Origin of the sequence: Paenarthrobacter sp. NPDC089988 (assembly GCF_044748465.1) — a bacterium.
In the GTDB taxonomy this organism is placed as follows: domain Bacteria; phylum Actinomycetota; class Actinomycetes; order Actinomycetales; family Micrococcaceae; genus Arthrobacter.
The window spans coordinates 88,497-103,079 of record NZ_JBIVGD010000002.1; the positions used below are offsets into that span (position 1 = coordinate 88,497).

The window sequence follows — 14,583 nt, forward strand, 5'->3', positions numbered from 1 at the left end:
GACCGCATGCATGGAGTCTTTTCCGGGAACAGCCGGATCGCGGGCCTGGAGGTCTACCTGCCACCCGCACGCCTGGACACTGCCGCCGTCGAGCGTCGCATCGCTGAATCGAGCCCCGGGTTCCGCGTACCGAAGGGCCTTATTGGACGGGTCACCGGGATCAGGACGCGGAGCGTCATGGCTGAGTCCGAGCAGGCCTCCGATCTTGCCGCGAACGCCGCGGCCAAGGTCCTGGCAGGGTGCGGGCTGCAGGCCCCGGACGTTGACCTGCTGATCTTCGCCTCGGCCAGCCAGGACATGGTGGAGCCGGCTACCGGCCACATGGTGGCCGCCAAACTGGGACTGCAATGCCCCGTGATGGACGTCAAGAACGCCTGCAACAGCTTCCTGAACGGTGTTGAGGTGGCAGACTCGCTGATCGCTGCCGGGCGCTATGCGCGGGTTTTGGTGGTTACGGGGGAGTCACCGTCGCGGGCTATCCGGTGGTCGGTTGCGGACTTCGAGACGTTCGCGGGCAGCTTCCCCGGGTACACCATGAGCGACGGCGGTGCTGCCGTCCTGCTCGAGGCTGCGCTCCCGCCGGGCACGGCTTCGGGTTCACCGAAGATGGGGTCGGAGGGAATCCTAGCCATGGCGTTCACCGCCAAGAGCAGCCACTGGTCCGTCGGGACGCTGGCAGCGGGCGGGTCGGCCTTTCCCCGTGACCCCGAGGCCACCTACTTCAGCATGGACGGGGAGAAGCTCAAGGACGCGTTCCTTGACCTTGGTTGTGAAGTGCTGGACCAGACCTTGGAGAGCCTGGGCATGGAGTGGGAGGACTTCGCTGTTGTCTGCGTACACCAGGTCAGCGCCCCCTATCGCGAAATCTTTGCTGAGCGCGCAGGAGTACCGCAAGGCAAATTGGTGCCCACGGTAGAGGAGTTCGGCAACCTCGCGTCCGTGAGCTTGCCGCTGCAGCTCAAAATCGCCATCGATGGAGGGCGTTGCGGTCCGGGTGACCTTGTGGCGCTGGTTGGTTTGGCTGGCGGGGTGAGCCTGGGAATGGCCGTGGTGCGGCTGTGAACACAGAGCAGTCCGGATCCTTGGGCAGCCTTGCTCCCACCCGCCGTTTGTCCATCGCCGTGCCCATGCTCAACGAAGCGAAGCTGGTCCGGCAGACCTTGGAGTCCCTCGCGGCCCAGGACGATGCCAACTTCACGGTTGTGGTGGTGGACAACGGTTCCACCGACGATAGTTGCGGCATTGTGGCCGCGTTCGCCGCGGAGAACCCCGGCATGGATATCCGCCTCCTGCATGAGGCGGAGAAGGGCACCGGCGCGGCCGCTGATACCGGGATGCGCTTCGGCGTTGACCACGGCGCCACCTGGCTTGCACGGACCGACGCCGACTGCCTCGCTGCGAGCGACTGGACGGCCCGCATCGTGGCCGGATTCGAGGCGGGGCTTGAACTCATCGCCGGGCAGCTTGTACCGCGGCATGACGAGGGCATCACGGCCGGAGAGCGGAGGATGATGTTGCTGGCTGTTGAAGTGGCGTCGTTCTTCGGCAGGATCCGTCCCGGCAACAAGGGAGAAGGCTACCTGGGTCCGTACCAGATGCTGCCGGGTTGCAACATGGCCATCACCGCAGACATGTACCACCGTTCCGGAGGCTTCCCCAGGACCCGCATCGAGGATCTGCACGAGGACCGGGCATTATCCAACCAAGTACGGAAACTTACCCGCAGCTACGCCCTGCGCCGGGATGTGGTGGTGTACGGCTCTTCCCGGCGGGTGAAGGCCTGGGGGCTGAAGAACACCCTGGCCTGGTATGCGGACCACCGCTACCGTCCCGAGCACGTAGACATCCGATGACGGGGTCCGTCACCGCAGCAGAACGCTGGGAACGCAGGGTCCAGCTGGGCGCCCACCCGGTGCTCTATCCGCTGGTCCGTTCGCTGGGTGCTTTGGGTCCCGTGCTTCGTCTTCCCGGGCTGGGCGTCCTGGTCAGCGAAGCGTCCCTGGTCCGTGGTGTGCTGATGGACGGGGAGCGGTTCGTGAAGAACGGAGCCTCGGCCTCGGGTGGCCTGTGGACCCCCGTGGTGGGTCCGCGGGCGCTGGTCAACATGGACGGAAAGGACCACCGGGAACTGCGGCGCAAATTGGCCGACCTCTTCACTCCGGGCTCCGTCGCGGTCATGGTGGAGCCGGCAAGGGAAAGATTCCTGTCCCGTTTGGAGCATGGACTGGGCAACGGGGCCAGGGTGGACCTGGTGGACTGCGTCAAAGAGTTGGCCGGAGGAGTCATTTCCCGGCTCTTGGGCGTACCCAATGACGCACCAGGGCGTTTGCCGGACAAGGAACTGTTCAATCTCGGTTCCTCGATTTCCTCGCTGGTCCGCTTGGGTCGCCCCAGCCTGACGCCGCGTCAGGCCGCCAAAGGGCGTGCCGCCGTCGAGCTTCTGGCCGGACCGGCGAGGGCGGCCTTCCACGGGAATGACCCCAGGACGTTTCCCGGCCGGCTTCGCAGCTTGGGCATGACCGAGGAAGAAGCCCTGGGCATCATCAGTGCCTTCGTCATGGTGGGAACGGAAACGCTGGTTTCGTTCGTGCCGAGGTTGGTTGCCTTGCTTAGCGATACCGGACGGATTTCTGCGCTCGCGGCCGATCGTGCGGGCCTCCCTGCGGCGGTCAACGAGGCTTTGCGGTACACCGTGCCGTCACCCATGATGCTCCGGAACGTCGTTGTTGACGGAGCCATCGGGGCGAAGGCAGTCCGCACCGGCGATCGTATCCTCCTGTCCACCGTGCATGCCGCGAAGAGCCTGGGAGGATTTGATCCCGACCAGCCAACCCCACCGCAGGCACGGCAGTTGTGGTTTGGTGCAGGTCCCCACTTTTGCATCGGTATGCCCCTTGCCATGGCGGAAATCAACGCTGCCCTGGATGTACTGCTGGACAGGTACCTCAAGAAGCCCTGGACCATCCCGTCCAGGAGGGTCAGCACGGGCGTGCTGATCCCGGGTTATCAGAAACTGGAGTTGGCCAATGGAAGCTGAGGGGCATACGGATTTGGTGGAGGCTGTGTATGCAGCAGCCGCGAAGGTCCCGGACCATCCGGCAATCACGGCCCCCGGCCGGGCGCGCGGAAAGCGAAGCCAAGGAAAACCCGGAAAGACCATCACCTACCGCGAACTCGTGGCCGGAATCGAGGCCACCTCCACCCGGCTCCAGGATCGGGGCTTTGGCTCCGGCGAGCGGATGCTCTTTTCCGTCAGGCCAAGCCCCGCCGCCTTCATCCTTGCCTTGGGTGCCGTCAGGGCGGGTGGCTCGGTGGTGTTCATCGATCCAGGCATCGGTCCTTCCCTCTTCCGCGACCGGGCCGAACTCGCCGCTCCCCGCTGGGCGGCTGCGGAATCGCTGCTGTATGCGCTGAGCACCAGGAGTCCCCTGCGGCCACTAGCCCGTCGGCGGGGCTTGCTCCTTCCCGATTACGGGGCCATGAACGTCCGGCACTATTACGCGGGGCCGTGGCTCCCCGGAGTCCCGGGCGGAGCCACGGCGGTGGGAAAGTTGCGGCGGCCGTTGCCCCAGGCGGGAACGGCCCACGAACCACCGGTGGGCCCGTATTCGAAGCTCCCCTCCGGCGATTCCGGGCAGGAAGCGGTGATCATCTTTACCTCGGGGACTACCGGAGCCCCCAAAGGTGTGGTCCACACGCGGGGTTCGCTCGCCGCGGGCTTCAGCCAGCTCACCCGGCGCTGCACTTTCAGGGAGGGCGACCGGATCCATTCGGAGCAGCTCATGATGGGCCTTCCTGCCCTGATCGCCGGCGCCCATTGGACCATGCCGGCCTACGGCTTCTCCGCCCACATTGATCCCCTCCGGTTGGCACGTGAGCTGGGGCCGGTGGGTGGGAAACGCAACGGCTATGGCGCGGCCACTCACCTCTTCCTGGTTCCCTCGCAACTGGCACCCATCCTGGACGCGGTGGAGGACGGCTCTGTCACGCTTCCGGCAACCTTGAAGACCGTGATGCTGGGGGCCGCTCCTGTCCTGGCGCCTTTCCTCCAACGTGCCACGGACTTGCTGCCCGGTGTCGACTTCAAGCTCATCTACGGCATGACAGAGCTGTTGCCCATAGCCATCGCCGACGGTTCGGAAAAACTTGCCTTCGCCGCGGGAACCACTGCCGAGTTCACTGCGGCTGATGGAAGCGGTGAAGGTGACTTCCTCGGGGAGCCGCTGCCCGCCGTCGGCGTCCGCGTAGGCGAGGACCACGAACTGTTCGTGCACGGTCCCAACATGTGTCTCGGCTATCTTGGCGAGAAGCCCATGGTGGAGCATGCCACGGGGGACCTCGTTCGCCTGGACCACGGGAAGGACGGGTCAGGTGGGCGGGTCCGGTTGGTGATGATCGGCCGGAAGAAGGACATGATCATCCGTGGAAAGACCAACATCTATCCGGCCTTGTATGAACCGGTGATCGCCGGCGTTGAGGGCGTGCAGCAGGCCGTGATGATTGGCGTGACCGACTCCATTGGCGACGAGTCCGTGTGGCTCGCCGTGGTGCCGGCACCGGGTCATGGCGCGGAAGTCCTCCGGGCACGGCTGGCGAAGGACCTTCCGCGGCTGATCGACGAATCCGCCCTTCCGGACCGTGTGGAAATACTGGACAGCATCCCGGTGGCCGGACGCCACAGGAAGCCCGACCGTGAGGCCCTTCGGCGGCAGTTCGCCGACGCCACGCTTGCCGTGCAGCACGCATGAAAATCGCCGTCACAGGAGCTACCGGATTCATCGGGGGAGCCGTGGCCCAGGCAGCGGAAGCCCGGGGCTGGGAAGTAGTGCGCTATGCCCGGCGCGCAGCGGACGGCGTTGCTTACTGGGATCTCGCCGGCCTAGCGCCAGCCCGCTTACCGGACGTTGACGCCGTCGTCCATGCCGGGGCGCTCGTGTCCGACTGGGGCGACGCCGGGCATTTCCACCGCACCAACGTCCTGGGGACGCGGGCGGTGGCTGAGGCGTTTGCCGGGACGCGGCTGGTGCAGATCTCAAGCTCAAGCGTCTACCCATGGTGGGAACCATGCCGCAACCGCGGCGAGGAGGAGCCTGCAACGCGGCACCTCAACGCCTACGGTCGCAGCAAGGCGCTCGCGGATATCGAGGCGCGTCAGCACGGCAACGCCCTGGTTTTGCGGCCACACGGTGTGTACGGCCCCGGGGACCGCACGCTGCTGCCGAGGCTCATCGGGAACATCCGTGGAGGACAACTCCTAAGCGTTGGCCATGCTTCGGTGCGGCACCAACTGACCCACATCAGCAATCTGGTCCGTGCCGCGCTCGCTGCCTGCACCTCAGGGCTCCGGGGAGCCGTCAACGTCGCTGACGCGGAACCCGTGGAGCTCGGTGCCGTGCTCCGGCAAGTACTGGACGCGACAGGACACGGGGAGGTGCGGATCCGGTACATTCCGGTGCCGGGGGCCATGGCTTTGGCGCGTGTTTCGGAGGCCGCTGCCTTGGTCACCGGCAGGCCGCCGAGGCTGACGCGGTACGCCGTGAGCCAACTGGGACGCGAACGGACCTACCTCCTGGACAGGCTCCGGGAAGGCCTGGGGGTCGAGCCAATTTCTACCACGCTGTCAGATGCTGGAAAATGGTTGGAGCATGGGGCCCGATCGGCACCCGCATAAACATTCCAGAGGAGAACATGGCGTTCGGTCAGCCCCGCATTGAATACAAGTCCAACGAGCAGATGCGCAAGATGCACGAGGCCGGCCTGGTCCTCAGCCGTGCGCTGGACGCTGCAGTTGCGGCGGCGAAGGCGGGTGTGACCACCAAGGACCTTGACGACGTCTTCGCGGCTGTCCTGAACGACGCCGGAGCAAAGTCCAACTTCCTCGGTTACCACGGCTTCCCGGCCACCATCTGCACGTCCGTGAATGAGGAAGTGGTCCACGGGATCCCGGGTGGCCGTGTGCTGCAGGACGGCGACATCATTTCGATCGACGGCGGCTGCATCGTGGACGGATGGCACTCGGACTCCGCCCGTACCGTGATCGTCGGCACGGCCGATCCGGAGGACCAGCGCCTCTCTGATGTCACGCAGGCAGCCATGTGGCGGGGGATCGCCGCGCTCGCGAAGGGAAAGTTCGTGGGGGACATCGGCAATGCAATCGATGACTACGTTTCCTCCGTTCCGGGCAAGCCGCTGGGCATCCTTGAGGACTACGTGGGCCACGGCATCGGTTCCGAAATGCACATGGCACCGGATGTCCTGAACTACCGCACCAACCACCGGGGCCCCAAGGTCCGTCCCGGGCTGTGCCTGGCCATTGAGCCCATGCTGGTGCGCGGTGGCATCGAAACCGCCACCCTTGACGACGATTGGACCGTGGTGACCACCGACGGCAAGCGATCCTGCCAGTGGGAGCACTCCGTTGCTGTCCACGAAAAGGGCATCTGGGTCCTGTCTGCGCCGGACGGCGGCGCCGAGCAGTTGGCGCCGCTCGGCGTCGTGCCTGTTCCGATTCCGTAGCAACCCGAAAGAAAGCGCGGAGCTGCCAAGCAGCCCCGCGCTTTTTTCATGCCGCCAGGAGGCTACGCCTTCAGCTTGGGCTTCACATCTTTGGTGTAGATGCCTTCAAGCGTCTTCTTCAGTTCCGTCATGGTTGCCTTGACGTCTCCCTGCTGGGTGAGGATCTTGGCGGCGGCCTTGGCCATTTCCTGGTCCGCGCCGGGCAGGAACACGCGGGCGTTGTCCTGCACACGGGTGACCGCGAGTTGGTCCATGGCGGTTTTGATCTGCGGCGTGGCTGCCAGGACGGCCGACATGTCCGCCGAAAGCCGCGTGGGCATGTAGCCGGTGGCGGCGGAGAACGCGGCCGTGTTCTCGGGTTCGGTCATGAACTTGAGGAACGTGGCTGCGGCGAGCTGCTCTTCCTTGCTGATGCCACTGGGGATGCCCAGGCCTGCGCCGCCGGTGGGGCAGACGCCCGTGGCAACTTCGGGGCCGCCCGGCAGGAAGCCGACGCCGACATTGAACTTGGCGGCCTTGAGCACGCCGAGCAGCGAACCGGTGGAGGAAATCGTGGCGGAGGCGATGCCCGCAGCGAAGTCGTCGGCAGCTTCCTTGGAGGAAACGCCGGCCCATGCGTCCTTGTAGATGGAATCCTGCGCCCACTGGAGGGCAGCCACGGCCTTGTCCGAATCGCACGTGATGTCCCAGTCCTTGGACCAGCTGCCACCCCAGCCCCAGAGGTTGTTCTGCAGTGTCCAGCCCGCATAGCCCGCCAGGGCGGGGTACATGTAGGCGTGCTGAGCACCGGAGGATGCCTTGAGCTTGGGTGCCCACTCGGAGAATTCCTGCCACGTGGCCGGAGCACGGTCCGGAAGGCCCGCAGCCTTGAAGTGGTCCTTGTTGTAGTAGAACAGCGGGGTGGAACGGCCGTAGGGAAGGGCCCACTGCTGGTTGTCGTACTTGTAGTCGTCAACCAGCGATTTCTGGAAGTCATCGAGCTTGATGTCCAGCTGCTTTACGAGCCCATCCAAGGGGATGATGCTGCCGTTGGAGAAGTAGCGGAACCACCACACGTCGGAGAGGACAACCAGGCCGGGCAGGCCGGTCTTGGCAGCCTGCGAGGTCTGGAACTTCTGGGCAATCTCCTCGTAGTTGGCGCCCGCGGTCACCAGGTTCACCTTGATGTCCGGGAACTTGGCGTGGAACTTGTCGATGATGGACTTTTCCACGTCCTGGGACTTGCCCGGGTGGTTGGTCCAGAAATCGATGGACGCGGCTGGCTTGACGCCGCTGAAGTCGACGGCCGCCGATTCCACGGTGGTGCCGGGGCCCGCCGTCGACGGTCCACCGCAAGCGGCCAGTGCCGCTGCTCCGGCGCCCAGGCCTGCGAGGCCAAGGAAATGCCGACGGTCAAGATTCGTGCGCATGGTGCTTCCTCTCAATTACTGACTTCGATGCGAAATAGTGCGGGTGGAGTTCTTAGCCGGTGACGCTGCCTTGCGTGAGGCCGGCGACGATGTAGCGCTGCAGGGCGGCGAAGACCAGAAGGATAGGGACGATCACCAGGACGGCCCCCGCCATGAGGATGCCCCAGCCCGAGCCGTTGCCTTCGGAGTTCTGCAGCAACGTCAGGCCCACCGGGAGCGTCATGGTTTCGGGCCGGTCGGTGATGATGAGCGGCCAGATGTAGTCGTTCCATTCACTGACCACGGTCACCAATGCCACGGTCGCCACCGAGGGCAGGGAAACAGGCACAATGATTTGCCACAGACGCCGCCAATGTCCGGCGCCGTCGATCTCCGCCGCCTCCAGGATGGACGGCGGAAGCGTGAGGAAATGCTGCCGGAGCAGGAAGGTGCCGAACGCGGTGCCCAGGCCGGGGAGGATGATGCCCCATAACGTGTTCTTTCCGCCCATGCCCGCGATCAGGATGTAGTTGGGCAGGATCGAGACCTGCGCCGGCACCATGAGCGCCACCAGGATCAGCACGAAGATGACGTTCTTGAACGGGAACCGGACGAACACCAGCGCGTACGCCGTCAGGATCGCCAGGACCACCTTGATGGCGGAACCAACGGACGTGACGATCAGGCTGTTGGCAAAGAACTGCGCGAACGGGACGGTGGTCATCGCCGTGGCATAGTTCTCGAGGTTCAGCGATTCGGGCAGGATCTTCAGGTCCGTGGTGACAATCTCGCCGGGCTGCTTGAAGGAGCTGAGCAGCATCCACAGCAAGGGCAGGAAGACCACCAGCGTTGCTAGGAGGAGCGGGACATACCCGGTTGCCAGCGTCTGGACCAGGTTGGACCTGGACAGCGGACGCGGGACGTGCGGCGGCTGCGGTCCTGTTGGGTCCGGTTCGGCGGCACGGACGACGGCGGCGGGAGACTTGGCGCTCATGAGTAATGGACCTTTCGCTCAACAAAGCGCAGTTGGAGGACGGTGATGACCAGCAGGATGGCGAAGAGCACCACCGAAATCGCGGCCGAATAGCCTGCCCGGTTGTAGGCGCCGAAGGCCTGCAGATAGGCCTCGTAGATCAGGGTGCTGGTGCCGTTCCCCAGGGGCGTCATGATGCGGATGAGGTCGAAGGCCTGCAAGGAGCTGAGCATGGTGGTGATCAGCAGGAAGAACGTGGTGGGGGAGAGCAGCGGGACCGAGATGTTGAAGAACCGCCGGATGTTGTTGGCTCCGTCCAACGCGGCAGCTTCCATCACGTCGCGGGGGAGCGATTGAAGGCCGGCCAGGTACACCACGGCGCAGTAGCCGAGGTTCTTCCAGACGTACACGATGATGACCATCACCAGGGACAACTGGGGATCATTGATCCACTGCGGGCTCTGCTGTCCCAGGCCGCGAAGGATCCATGCGAGGACACCGTAGCCGGGGTCGAAGATGAACAGCCAAACCAGGCCCACTCCCACGCCGGACAGTACGTAAGGCGCAAACACCGCCGAACGGGCGAACGTGGTGCCGCGGACCTTCGAGTTCAGTGCCAGGGCCACCAGCAGGCCGAGCACCATGGAACCGCCCACCGTCACGACCGTGAAGATGCCCGTGGTTCCGAGGACCTTGGCTGCGTCCTCGCCGCTGAAGAAAGTGACGTAGTTCTGCAGGCCCACCACCGTTGCCGACGCCGAACCCAGCGTCCAGTCCAAGGTGGAGTAGTAGATGTTGTTGATCAGGGGCCAGTAGGTGAACGTGGCAATCAGGGCGATGTTGGGCAGGGCCATGGCCAGGAAAACGAAGAAGTCCTTGCGGCTTCGGCCGGACCACCGCCTGCCGCGACGAACCGGCTGAGGCCGTGACGGAGGCGGCACTGAGCCCGGTGTTTCCATGCCAGGAGCGTGGCTGTTTACAAGTCGGGTAGTCATGGATCACTTACGTTTGTGAGGCGAACTTTGCGTGCCGGCCCGGATCGGGCGGCGGAGACAGCCCTAGCTCACCACAGGGCTGAGGCTCCGTTGGACCAAAAGTGGGCACCGTACCGATAGTTGGCTGACACTTCCGGACCCGTTTACTCGCCGTTACTCCGGAGTTTCGAATTCGAGGCCGGGCTCCCACTTGACCTCACCCTGTCAGGTGGAGAATGGAGCCATGGGTCAGATAACCGACGTTCCAGGAATCCGGATTGGCCACACCCAGAAGAACGACGGCGGGTGGCTCAGTGGCGTGACCGTCGTCCTTCCACCGCCAGGAACCGTGGGGTCGGTGGACGTGCGGGGCGGGGGACCAGGGACGCATGAGACCGACGCGCTGGACCCGACCACCCTGGTCTCCACTGTGGACGCTGTTGTCCTGACCGGTGGGAGCGCCTTCGGATTGGTGGCCGCGCATGGGGCCCAGCAGTGGTGCGAAGAACAGGGGAGGGGCTTCGTCGTTCCCGGGACCGTTGTCCCGATCGTTCCCGCCGCCGCCATTTTCGACCTCGGCCGCGGCGGTGACGTCCACGCCCGCCCTGACGCCGGCATGGGCTACCAGGCAGCCAGCGCGGCGTTCGCCTCAGGCGACCATGCCGCCGTCGTGCGCGGAAACGTCGGTGCCGGCACCGGCGCCGTCATTGCCCGCGGCCAGTACAAAGGGGGCGTGGGAACGTCGTCGATCGAACTCGAGGGTGGGGTCATTGTCGGAGCTATCGCCGTGGTGAACGCGCTGGGTTCGCCGGTTTTTCCTGCGGGCCTGCAGCCGTCTGCGCGCTCGGTCGTTCCTCCCCAACGGCACCCCAACCTCGCAAGCTCGGCCGAGGATCCCGGCCGTCGTGGCCCCACCTTGGACGCCCGCGGCCGGGCTCCAGTCCCGCAGCCAGGTGGCGAGGCGCCCGGCGCTGAACCGCAGGGACTCAACACCACCCTGGTAGTGATCGCCACGAACGCTGCCCTGGATGTTGCCGAGTGCAAGAGGACCGCATCATCCGGACACGCGGGGCTGGCCAGGGCCCTTGATCCGTCCCATACCCTGGCGGACGGTGACACCGTATTCGCCTTGGCGACTGGCGCCGTCGGGCTTGACCGCAGCAGCGAGCAGGCGCGACAGGTTTCGCTGATCACGCTCCAAAGCGCGGCGGCGGAGGCAGCGCGGTTGGCGATCCTGGACGGCGTTTCGGCCGCGGAAAGCATCACGACGGCGGCGGGTACCTTCCCCTCCTACCTCGCCACTGGAGGGTGACGAGGACGCCCGCGTGCGCTACCATGATCGGATTTAACTTTCGTGCCCGAGTGGCGTAGAGTTGTCTGTTGGTTGTCTGTACAGCCACGCCCTTTTTGGTGTGGTGGTTCCAAGAGGACCAAAGCAAACAAAAAACGTCCGCTGGATCGCCGGTGCCTAACCGGAGGACTGCGGCAAACAACAGTTAGCGGAGGATATGGCCAAGAAGGACGGGGTCATTGAGATCGAGGGCGTTGTGACTGAGGCGCTGCCCAACGCGATGTTTCGCGTTGAGCTCACCAACAAGCACGTCGTTCTCGCGCACATCTCTGGGAAGATGCGTCAGCACTACATTCGTATCCTCCCCGAGGACCGGGTAGTGGTGGAGCTGAGCCCGTACGACCTCACACGTGGTCGTATCGTCTACCGCTACAAGTAAATTGCTGGGCGGCCAAGGCAGTGCCTTGGTTGCTCCAGCTGATCAACTGCTAAACACGCAAAGGAACGCCATGAAGGTCAAGCCGAGCGTCAAGCAGATCTGCGACAAGTGCAAAGTGATCCGCCGTAACGGCCGGGTCATGGTGATCTGCGAGAACCCGCGCCACAAGCAGCGCCAGGGCTGATTTCCCCGCAAGGGAACCAGCGCCCGCAAGGGCAAACCTGGGTTGCTTAACCCACGCAAGTAAATAAAGGCAGCACAAGCTGAGCTGGGACGCTTTTCAGAGCCCGGACAGCGAACCCCCGGTCGGAGGCTGGGGCCGCATGGAAAATGCGGGTGTACTGCCTACGACCTCCGGTTTATTCAAGGAGTACCGCCACTATGGCTCGTCTCGCTGGCGTAGACATTCCCCGCGAAAAGCGGTTGGAAATTGCGCTTACTTACATCTACGGCGTGGGTAAGACCCGTGCACACGAAACCCTGGCTGCCACCGGCATCAGCCCTGACGTTCGCGTCAAGGACCTGACTGACGCCGAACTGGTTCAGCTGCGTGACTACATTGAAGGCAACTACAAGGTTGAGGGTGACCTTCGCCGCGAGGTAGCCGCTGACATCCGCCGCAAGGTTGAGATCGGCAGCTACGAGGGCCTGCGCCACCGCAAGGGCCTGCCCGTACGCGGTCAGCGTACGAAGACCAACGCTCGTACCCGCAAGGGCCCGAAGCGCACCGTCGCCGGCAAGAAGAAGGCCGGACGTTAATCCCTCGGGATTGACCTGGTTTTCCCCCGATAACTTTCTGTAGGAGAAACAATGCCCCCGAAGACTCGTGGAGCGGTCCGTAAGCCGCGTCGCAAGGATAAGAAGAATATTGCGCTTGGACAGGCGCACATCAAGAGCACCTTTAACAACACCATCGTGTCCATCACGGACCCGACTGGCGCTGTGATCTCCTGGGCTTCCGCCGGTGAGGTTGGCTTCAAGGGCTCCCGTAAGTCCACCCCGTTCGCTGCCCAGATGGCTGCCGAAGCTGCTGCAAAGCGCGCCCAGGAGCACGGTCTGCGCAAGGTTGACGTTTTCGTCAAGGGACCGGGTTCGGGACGCGAAACCGCAATCCGTTCGCTCCAGGCTGCTGGCCTCGAGGTTGGCTCCATCCAGGACGTCACCCCCAGCGCCCACAACGGTTGCCGCCCGCCGAAGCGCCGCCGCGTCTAATTAGGTTCAACCTGCCTGACGGCCGGGCCTGCTTGTGGATCCACAAGCATGGTCCGGCTGGTCAGGCTGGAAACCGAAGCCGATTTCCACCACCTGTGTTGCGTCATATAGCGGATGCTCGCCGAAAGGAAACCTAAGTGCTCATTGCACAGCGCCCCACTCTGTCTGAAGAAGTTGTAGCCGAGAACCGCTCCCGTTTCATCATTGAACCGCTGGAGCCGGGCTTTGGTTACACCCTCGGAAACTCCCTCCGCCGTACCCTGCTCTCCTCCATCCCCGGTGCCGCTGTTACCAGCATCCGGATCGATGGCGTGCTGCACGAGTTCACCACGGTTCCGGGTGTCAAGGAAGATGTCACTGAGATCATCCTGAACATCAAGAACCTTTCGGTTTCCTCCGAGCACGATGAGCCGGTTGTTGCGTACCTGCGCAAGCAGGGCCCCGGAGTCGTCACCGCCGCGGACATCGCTCCGCCGGCCGGCGTCGAATTCCACAACCCGGATCTGCACATTGCCACCCTTAACTCGAAGGGCAAGTTCGAACTCGAACTGACCATCGAGCGCGGCCGTGGCTACGTTTCGGCAGCTCAGAACAAGTCCGGCGACTCCGAGATCGGCCGTATCCCGGTCGACTCGATCTACTCGCCGGTCATGAAGGTAACTTTCCGCGTGGAAGCTACCCGTGTTGAGCAGCGCACCGACTTCGACAAGCTCATTGTCGACGTCGAGACCAAGCAGGCTATCGCTCCGCGTGACGCTGTTGCTTCTGCAGGCACCACCCTGGTGGAACTGTTCGGTCTGGCCCGTGAGCTGAACACCGCAGCTGAAGGTATCGAGATTGGCCCGTCGCCGACTGACGCTGCACTTGCAGCTGACATGGCTCTGCCGATCGAGGATCTGGACCTCACGGTCCGTTCCTACAACTGCCTCAAGCGTGAGGGCATCCACACCGTGGGTGAACTCGTTGCCCGCTCCGAGGCTGACCTGATGGACATCCGTAACTTCGGTGCAAAGTCCATCGACGAGGTCAAGGCAAAGCTCGTTGAACTGGGTCTGTCCCTCAAGGACTCCCCTCCCGGTTTCGATCTCGCAGCCCGCGCCGCAGCCATCGAAGAGGACGACGCCGCGTTCAGCGACGACGAGCTCTAAAAAGCAGATCTTGGCCGCCGGGTCCAGTGATGGAACCGACCGGCCTCCACAACAGGAGAAATAACTATGCCTACCCCCACTAAGGGTCCGCGCCTCGGAGGCGGCCCGGCTCACGAGCGCCTGATGCTCGCGAACCTGGCAGCATCGCTCTTCGAGCACAAGCGCATCACCACCACGGTTACCAAGGCCAAGCGCCTCAAGCCGTACGCAGAGCGTCTGGTCACCTTCGCCAAGCGTGGCGACCTCGCTTCCCGCCGTCGTGTCCTCGGCCTGATCAGCGACAAGGGCATTGTCCACGAGCTGTTCACCGACATCGCCGGCGCTGTTGCCAACCGTGACGGTGGCTACACCCGCATCACCAAGATCGGCAACCGCAAGGGCGACAACGCTCCCATGGCTGTCATCGAACTGGTTCTCGAGCCCGTTTCCCCGAAGCAGGCCGTAGTTGCTGAAGCAACCGCTGCTGCTGCCAAGGCTGCTCCGGCGGCCGTTGCTCCTGCTGCTGAGGAAGAGGTTGTTGAGACCGAAGTTGCTGAAACCGAAGCTGCTGAGGCTGAAGAAGCCCCCGCCGCTGAAGCTGAAGCTGCTGAATCCGAAGAGGCTCCGGCCGACGAGGACAAGAAGTAAATTTCAGTAGACTTG

At 64.1% G+C, this 14,583-nt stretch carries 16 protein-coding genes; 13 read left to right on the top strand and 3 right to left on the bottom strand.

The features are described 5' to 3' along the window. Nucleotides 1-6: 6 nt before the first annotated feature. The 6 genes from ACIPV6_RS03680 to map are packed head-to-tail and all read left to right on the top strand — an operon-like array spanning nucleotide 7 to nucleotide 6,516. Nucleotides 7-1,062, top strand: coding sequence for a 3-oxoacyl-ACP synthase III family protein (locus ACIPV6_RS03680; RefSeq protein ID WP_400269579.1), 1,056 nt, complete (start codon nucleotides 7-9; stop codon nucleotides 1,060-1,062). After that, nucleotides 1,059-1,853: a glycosyltransferase gene (locus ACIPV6_RS03685; RefSeq protein WP_400269580.1), complete on the top strand. Its 795-nt coding sequence runs from the start codon at nucleotides 1,059-1,061 to the stop codon at nucleotides 1,851-1,853. Before ACIPV6_RS03680 ends, ACIPV6_RS03685 begins: the two co-directional genes overlap by 4 nt. Further along, nucleotides 1,850-3,037: a cytochrome P450 gene (locus ACIPV6_RS03690; protein WP_400269581.1), complete on the top strand. Its 1,188-nt coding sequence runs from the start codon at nucleotides 1,850-1,852 to the stop codon at nucleotides 3,035-3,037. The genes ACIPV6_RS03685 and ACIPV6_RS03690 overlap by 4 nt, the downstream gene beginning before the upstream one ends. Then, nucleotides 3,027-4,748, top strand: coding sequence for a class I adenylate-forming enzyme family protein (locus tag ACIPV6_RS03695; RefSeq protein ID WP_400269582.1), 1,722 nt, complete (start codon nucleotides 3,027-3,029; stop codon nucleotides 4,746-4,748). Before ACIPV6_RS03690 ends, ACIPV6_RS03695 begins: the two co-directional genes overlap by 11 nt. Continuing rightward, entirely contained in the window at nucleotides 4,745-5,671 is a 927-nt protein-coding gene (locus ACIPV6_RS03700; RefSeq protein ID WP_400269583.1) for an NAD-dependent epimerase/dehydratase family protein, read from the top strand. Before ACIPV6_RS03695 ends, ACIPV6_RS03700 begins: the two co-directional genes overlap by 4 nt. Nucleotides 5,672-5,688: 17 nt before the next feature. After that, a complete protein-coding gene (gene map / locus ACIPV6_RS03705) occupies nucleotides 5,689-6,516 on the top strand; it encodes a type I methionyl aminopeptidase (RefSeq protein ID WP_397325838.1) in 828 nt (275 codons plus the stop codon). Nucleotides 6,517-6,578: 62 nt separating this feature from the next. Here map and ACIPV6_RS03710 read toward each other — a convergent pair whose 3' ends face one another. The 3 genes from ACIPV6_RS03710 to ACIPV6_RS03720 are packed head-to-tail and all read right to left on the bottom strand — an operon-like array spanning nucleotide 6,579 to nucleotide 9,872. Beyond that, on the bottom strand, nucleotides 6,579-7,925 hold the full coding sequence (locus ACIPV6_RS03710) for an ABC transporter substrate-binding protein (protein ID WP_400269584.1): 1,347 nt from the start codon (nucleotides 7,923-7,925) through the stop codon (nucleotides 6,579-6,581). Nucleotides 7,926-7,977: 52 nt separating this feature from the next. Next, nucleotides 7,978-8,898, bottom strand: coding sequence for a carbohydrate ABC transporter permease (locus ACIPV6_RS03715; protein WP_400269585.1), 921 nt, complete (start codon nucleotides 8,896-8,898; stop codon nucleotides 7,978-7,980). Beyond that, nucleotides 8,895-9,872 carry a carbohydrate ABC transporter permease gene (locus ACIPV6_RS03720; protein ID WP_400269586.1) on the bottom strand — a complete coding sequence of 326 codons (978 nt, stop codon included), beginning with the start codon at nucleotides 9,870-9,872 and terminating at the stop codon, nucleotides 8,895-8,897. The genes ACIPV6_RS03715 and ACIPV6_RS03720 overlap by 4 nt, the downstream gene beginning before the upstream one ends. 223 nt (nucleotides 9,873-10,095) lie before the next feature. Between ACIPV6_RS03720 and ACIPV6_RS03725 the strand changes: the two genes are divergently transcribed. The 7 genes from ACIPV6_RS03725 (at nucleotide 10,096) to rplQ (ending at nucleotide 14,568) form a co-directional block, all read left to right on the top strand. Continuing rightward, nucleotides 10,096-11,163: a P1 family peptidase gene (locus tag ACIPV6_RS03725; protein WP_400269587.1), complete on the top strand. Its 1,068-nt coding sequence runs from the start codon at nucleotides 10,096-10,098 to the stop codon at nucleotides 11,161-11,163. A gap of 196 nt (nucleotides 11,164-11,359) precedes the next feature. Further along, nucleotides 11,360-11,581: a translation initiation factor IF-1 gene (gene infA / locus ACIPV6_RS03730; RefSeq protein WP_011775571.1), complete on the top strand. Its 222-nt coding sequence runs from the start codon at nucleotides 11,360-11,362 to the stop codon at nucleotides 11,579-11,581. A gap of 70 nt (nucleotides 11,582-11,651) precedes the next feature. Continuing rightward, nucleotides 11,652-11,765, top strand: coding sequence for a 50S ribosomal protein L36 (rpmJ, locus tag ACIPV6_RS03735; RefSeq protein WP_011775570.1), 114 nt, complete (start codon nucleotides 11,652-11,654; stop codon nucleotides 11,763-11,765). A gap of 197 nt (nucleotides 11,766-11,962) precedes the next feature. After that, a complete protein-coding gene (gene rpsM, locus ACIPV6_RS03740) occupies nucleotides 11,963-12,340 on the top strand; it encodes a 30S ribosomal protein S13 (protein WP_021472434.1) in 378 nt (125 codons plus the stop codon). 51 nt (nucleotides 12,341-12,391) lie between these two features. Beyond that, nucleotides 12,392-12,793 (top strand): 30S ribosomal protein S11, encoded by a 402-nt coding sequence (rpsK, locus tag ACIPV6_RS03745; protein ID WP_021472435.1) that lies wholly within the window; start codon nucleotides 12,392-12,394, stop codon nucleotides 12,791-12,793. Nucleotides 12,794-12,930: 137 nt separating this feature from the next. Beyond that, nucleotides 12,931-13,941 (top strand): DNA-directed RNA polymerase subunit alpha, encoded by a 1,011-nt coding sequence (locus ACIPV6_RS03750; protein WP_347108054.1) that lies wholly within the window; start codon nucleotides 12,931-12,933, stop codon nucleotides 13,939-13,941. A gap of 66 nt (nucleotides 13,942-14,007) precedes the next feature. After that, nucleotides 14,008-14,568, top strand: a complete 561-nt coding sequence (gene rplQ, locus ACIPV6_RS03755) for a 50S ribosomal protein L17 (protein ID WP_400269588.1) — start codon at nucleotides 14,008-14,010, stop codon at nucleotides 14,566-14,568. Nucleotides 14,569-14,583 lie beyond the last annotated feature (15 nt).

Bases quoted from the DNA above. Each gene is read 5' to 3' on its own strand.
- ACIPV6_RS03680 (WP_400269579.1), top strand. From the start codon at position 7: ATGCATGGAGTCTTTTCCGGGAACAGCCGGATCGCGGGCCTGGAGGTC.
- ACIPV6_RS03690 (WP_400269581.1), top strand. From the start codon at position 1,850: ATGACGGGGTCCGTCACCGCAGCAGAACGCTGGGAACGCAGGGTCCAG.
- ACIPV6_RS03695 (WP_400269582.1), top strand. From the start codon at position 3,027: ATGGAAGCTGAGGGGCATACGGATTTGGTGGAGGCTGTGTATGCAGCA.
- ACIPV6_RS03700 (WP_400269583.1), top strand. From the start codon at position 4,745: ATGAAAATCGCCGTCACAGGAGCTACCGGATTCATCGGGGGAGCCGTG.
- map (WP_397325838.1), top strand. From the start codon at position 5,689: ATGGCGTTCGGTCAGCCCCGCATTGAATACAAGTCCAACGAGCAGATG.
- ACIPV6_RS03710 (WP_400269584.1), bottom strand. From the start codon at position 7,925: ATGCGCACGAATCTTGACCGTCGGCATTTCCTTGGCCTCGCAGGCCTG.
- ACIPV6_RS03715 (WP_400269585.1), bottom strand. From the start codon at position 8,898: ATGAGCGCCAAGTCTCCCGCCGCCGTCGTCCGTGCCGCCGAACCGGAC.
- ACIPV6_RS03720 (WP_400269586.1), bottom strand. From the start codon at position 9,872: ATGACTACCCGACTTGTAAACAGCCACGCTCCTGGCATGGAAACACCG.
- ACIPV6_RS03725 (WP_400269587.1), top strand. From the start codon at position 10,096: ATGGGTCAGATAACCGACGTTCCAGGAATCCGGATTGGCCACACCCAG.
- infA (WP_011775571.1), top strand. From the start codon at position 11,360: ATGGCCAAGAAGGACGGGGTCATTGAGATCGAGGGCGTTGTGACTGAG.
- rpmJ (WP_011775570.1), top strand. From the start codon at position 11,652: ATGAAGGTCAAGCCGAGCGTCAAGCAGATCTGCGACAAGTGCAAAGTG.
- rpsM (WP_021472434.1), top strand. From the start codon at position 11,963: ATGGCTCGTCTCGCTGGCGTAGACATTCCCCGCGAAAAGCGGTTGGAA.
- rpsK (WP_021472435.1), top strand. From the start codon at position 12,392: ATGCCCCCGAAGACTCGTGGAGCGGTCCGTAAGCCGCGTCGCAAGGAT.
- rplQ (WP_400269588.1), top strand. From the start codon at position 14,008: ATGCCTACCCCCACTAAGGGTCCGCGCCTCGGAGGCGGCCCGGCTCAC.